The sequence below is a fragment of the Bordetella petrii genome, assembly GCF_017356245.1.
Classification (GTDB): Bacteria; Pseudomonadota; Gammaproteobacteria; order Burkholderiales; family Burkholderiaceae_B; genus Bordetella_A; species Bordetella_A petrii_D.
In genome coordinates, this window is record NZ_JAFMZZ010000003.1 from 1 (window position 1) to 721 (window position 721).

Annotated in this window: 1 protein-coding gene and 1 pseudogene; both read right to left on the reverse strand. The window is 62.6% G+C overall.

The features are described 5' to 3' along the window. Positions 1–212, reverse strand: a pseudogene (locus J2P76_RS18165) (TRAP transporter large permease subunit); the annotation flags it as partial. Positions 213–214: 2 nt separating this feature from the next. Then, positions 215–721, reverse strand: a 507-nt coding sequence (locus tag J2P76_RS18170) for a TRAP transporter small permease subunit (protein ID WP_207409267.1), incomplete at its 5' end; no start/stop codon positions are given.

Here is a 721-nt window from a genome sequence, read left to right on the forward strand (position 1 = left end):
ACCGCCAGCAGCGTGTCGTTGGCCACGATGCCGAACACCCGCTGCGGCAGCGCCTGGAACAGCGACGCGTTGAACAGCCCCAGCTCCATGCCCACCAGGCCGTACAGAATGCCGTTGGCCGCCAGCGCGAACGCCACCGGGAAACCCAGCAGCAGAAATACCACCAGCGTGCCGAACATGATCGGCGCCAGATTCGCAATAAAAAACTCCATGATCAGCGACCCTTGTCTTCTTGGTGTTGCTGGGCCGCTTCGCGCGCCTGCGCTTCACGGGCGATCTCTTCGGCCAGCTGCTCCTCGGCGCTCTTGCCCTCGGCGCGCGCCAGCGGATCGGGCGCCTGCCCGCACAGGTACCCCACGCACTTGATCAGCCGCGAAATGCCGGCCAGCACCAGCAGCGCAAACCCCACCGGAATCAGCAGCTTGACCGGCCAGCGCACCAGACCGCCCGAGTTCGACGACTGCTCGTTGCTCACGAACGAGTCCATGAACATCGGCCACGACAGGTACATGATCAGAATCGCCATCGGCAGCAGGAAAAACAGCACCCCGAATATCTCGATGTAGATCTGCTTGCGCTTGGACAGCCGCGACGACAGGATGTCGACCCGCACGTGTTCGTTCTTGAGCAGGGTATAGCCCGCCGTCAGCAGGAACATGGCACCAAACATGTACCACTGCAGCTCCAGCCACGCGTTCGAGCTCATCTCGAACACCTTGCG